We start from the raw sequence: 3,005 nt of genomic DNA, 5'->3' as shown, positions 1-3,005 counted from the left end.
ATTCGGTCAAACGATTTTTCGGATGTCCGAGGATTCCCGCTATACCCTGAAGCGGACGTCCTGCCGGCGTACACGGAGATCAAGACGCCGCTCGTCATTTGCGCCGACGACTTTCTCGCAATCGCGCACTATTCCGTGGTTTCGCGTGACTACGGCGGGGTCGACGCCGCTCGTTTCGCGTCGATGGGATTGGTGAATATCGAGCCGGTCATCACGGCGCCTCCCCCGTCTTCTCTCGTCGTCAACGACCCGGCCGTGCGACTGAACGAGCTTATCGCCACCCTGGCGCAACTTTATCGGCTTCCTCTGGACGCGGCCGCGACTCGGGCCGTTCTCGCCGACTTGGGGCGAACGGGAGAAGGAGAGGAAAGCTTGCAGACTTACGCTGCCCAGACGCTGCCTGCGCCCGGGCCTGCCCGCGCAGCGCTCGAGCGCAGGAGCCCGCTGGAAAACGAGCTCATCGACCTTCTGGCGCCGCATTACGGATCCATCGTCCGAGGCCGAAGGCTGGATGTGTTGGAATGGCCGCCCTTCGCGCTTTTGCGCCCGGATTTTCCCGACCGTTTGACCGTCGGACCGATCGACCTGACGGGTCCGGCCCGATTTATCTACTACGGGCCCTATTTTGCGCTTCCCATTGACGTTGGCGGGCCGATCTGGTTCTCGAGGTCAGCGAGTGCCTTTCCGACAACCAGATCGCGATCGACGTGGTTGCCGGAAGCGTGCTGGCGATCCTCAAGGCGAAGCTTCCGCCCCAGGGCGTTTACGGCTGCGAGATTGAATTCGAGATTCGCAATCCGTCCGACCCTGTGGAAATTCGTCTCCAACTCCTGACCGGCGCGATCGAGGGTCTTCTCATGCTTCGCAGCGTCCACCTGAGGCGGATCACGCCTCCTGAAGGCGGTGGGCAGAGGGGGGCCCTATGAGCGCTTTGACGCCGCCTGCTGCGGGAACGCAGACAGTATCGGCGTTTCATCGAGTTGACGGATCGGGCATCGCCTTGCGGACCGCAACATGAATCAAAGAGAGTCCCAGCGGATCTCGGCGACTCCGCATTTCCGCATGAAAGACGGCGTCGCGAGACCGGACGCCGTCGAACTCGGCCCGAGAGGGCTTTCGGACCTCGTTGCAAAACTCCTCGATGAATCCGACGCCGGCGAATTCCGCAGCGCGGAACGGATTCTCGACGCCTTGGAGCGGCAAGGCCGGACGATCGCCGGCTATCCGCGCGTTCGCCCGATCGACTGCGCCCACTTCGTGGACGCGATTAAACTCGTCTTCGACTCCTATCGCCGCGCCTTCGTCACCGCGGAGCCGCGCATTGTCCGGCGCTTCGAGGAAATCCTGGAGGCTTTCGAGAAAACCGACGTCCGCTCGTATCCGTCCGAGCTGATGCGCGCTCGGATGTTGCACGCCGAGGCCCGGCTCCTGCTCAACGATCCCGGCGGCGCTCGCGCTCTTATCCAGCCTTATGCGGACCGCATTTACAAGATCGAGGGGGGGCGCGACGACATTCTGAGGATCATGCGTCTGGATTGCGAGGCCCAGGCGGCGCTGGGGGCGGTCGACGACATCGGGAGGGTCGCTGTCGCGCGGGCGAGGACCGCGGCGCGCCTATGGCCACCGGCGGTCCGCGCGATCGCCTCGACCTTCATCAACTTCATGGGTTTCGATCGTTCCGCGCAGCTCGGCCACGGCGTTTTCGCGTGGCTTCTCATCCGGGTTTCGCGCGTGGCCGCTCGCGCGCGCGTTCCGGGAGGATCGTTTCTGCGCCGCATCTGGCGGTCCGTCGTCTCCTCCGTCGCTGTGTCGGCGGCGGGCCTGTGCCTTTATCTAATGCGGTGGGGAGACCTTCGCTGGACCGAAAGCCAGACGCGCAACCGCGACGTCGTGGTCACACGGGCGATGGGCGGCATCGGCGACCTCTTGATCATGACGGCGGGCCTCAGGGCGCTCTCCAAGCTACGGGTGACCCGCGTGAAGCTGATCGTCGAGCGAAAATTCTTCGACCTGTTTCGCAACAACCCGTATGTCGAGTTGATCGACATCGATGGTCCGCCCGTCGATGTCGTCGATAGCAAGGCCTGGTACAACCTGACCTTGTGCCCGGCCGCCAGATACGAATCGCGACGCAGGCCGTTCGTTCGGAAGGGGCGGGCGGAGTTGTTCGCCGCGAGCATGGGCGTCGGCAGACGTCTCCTCGACGCGTACGGCTGGCATGTCGAGTACGTCCTGGACGAGGGGCAGAACCGGTTCCGCGACGACTTTCTTCGCGACAACGGCCTCGGCTCACGGCCGATCGTCGGCGTTCAGCCGTACGCGCGCGATTCGTACAAGGATCACCAGGAAATCGAACGCTTTGTTTCCGCGCTTGCCGAGCGGTACGATCTTATCGTCTTTCATCACGTTGAGACTAGCTTGGCCTCGAGCCCGGGAATCGCTTCGACCGCGGGACTGGCGCTTGCGGAGTCGATCGCCCTGGTTTCGGCGCTCGACGCGATGGTGTGCGTCGATTCCGCCTTTCTTCATGCGGCGGCCGCCTTCGACGTCCCTGTGATCGCGCTGTTCGGGCCGACCGACGGCGAACTGTTCACCCGGCACCATCGGCAGGCGACGGTGATCAACGCCAACGAAAGTTTCGCCTGCGCTCCTTGCTGGCGCAATGAAGACCTGCCGTGCAGCCTGACCGGAAAGTTCGGGCCTAGCCCGTGCATAGCGGCGATCAGAGTCGAACCCGTTCTCGCCGCCGTCGAGCAGGCGTTGGGCCGAAGCGCGTGAATCTGGAGGGTTATGTGAGGTCGCCGACGCGCAGGTTTATGCGTCACGGAGGGCGACCTCACATAAGATCCCATGGGGAGGTGGATAGCGACCGACGCTTGGGCAGAGTGAGGTTGCGAACCACGCACTCTGGAGACGAGCATGCCAACCGTAGCCGACCAAGCTCAAGCGCCCATCGCTATCCAAACCCATCTTGCCTGCATTTTCACGTCCCTGGAACTGAGCCG

Annotated in this window: 2 protein-coding genes; both read left to right on the top strand. The window is 63.4% G+C overall.

Annotated features, from left to right (window positions below; translation table 11 throughout):
• Positions 1–707: 707 nt before the first annotated feature.
• Positions 708–926 (top strand): hypothetical protein, encoded by a 219-nt coding sequence (locus ACLP25_RS02560; protein ID WP_442467672.1) that lies wholly within the window; start codon positions 708–710, stop codon positions 924–926.
• An 88-nt stretch (positions 927–1,014) separates the two neighbouring features.
• Positions 1,015–2,778 (top strand): glycosyltransferase family 9 protein, encoded by a 1,764-nt coding sequence (locus tag ACLP25_RS02555; RefSeq protein ID WP_442467671.1) that lies wholly within the window; start codon positions 1,015–1,017, stop codon positions 2,776–2,778.
• The last annotated feature ends 227 nt before the right edge of the window (positions 2,779–3,005 follow it).

Source organism: Roseiarcus sp. (assembly GCF_052145395.1).
GTDB lineage: Bacteria > Pseudomonadota > Alphaproteobacteria > Rhizobiales > Beijerinckiaceae > Roseiarcus.
Note: the sequence above shows the minus strand (reverse complement) of the source record. Positions and strands in the feature narration are given on the sequence as shown.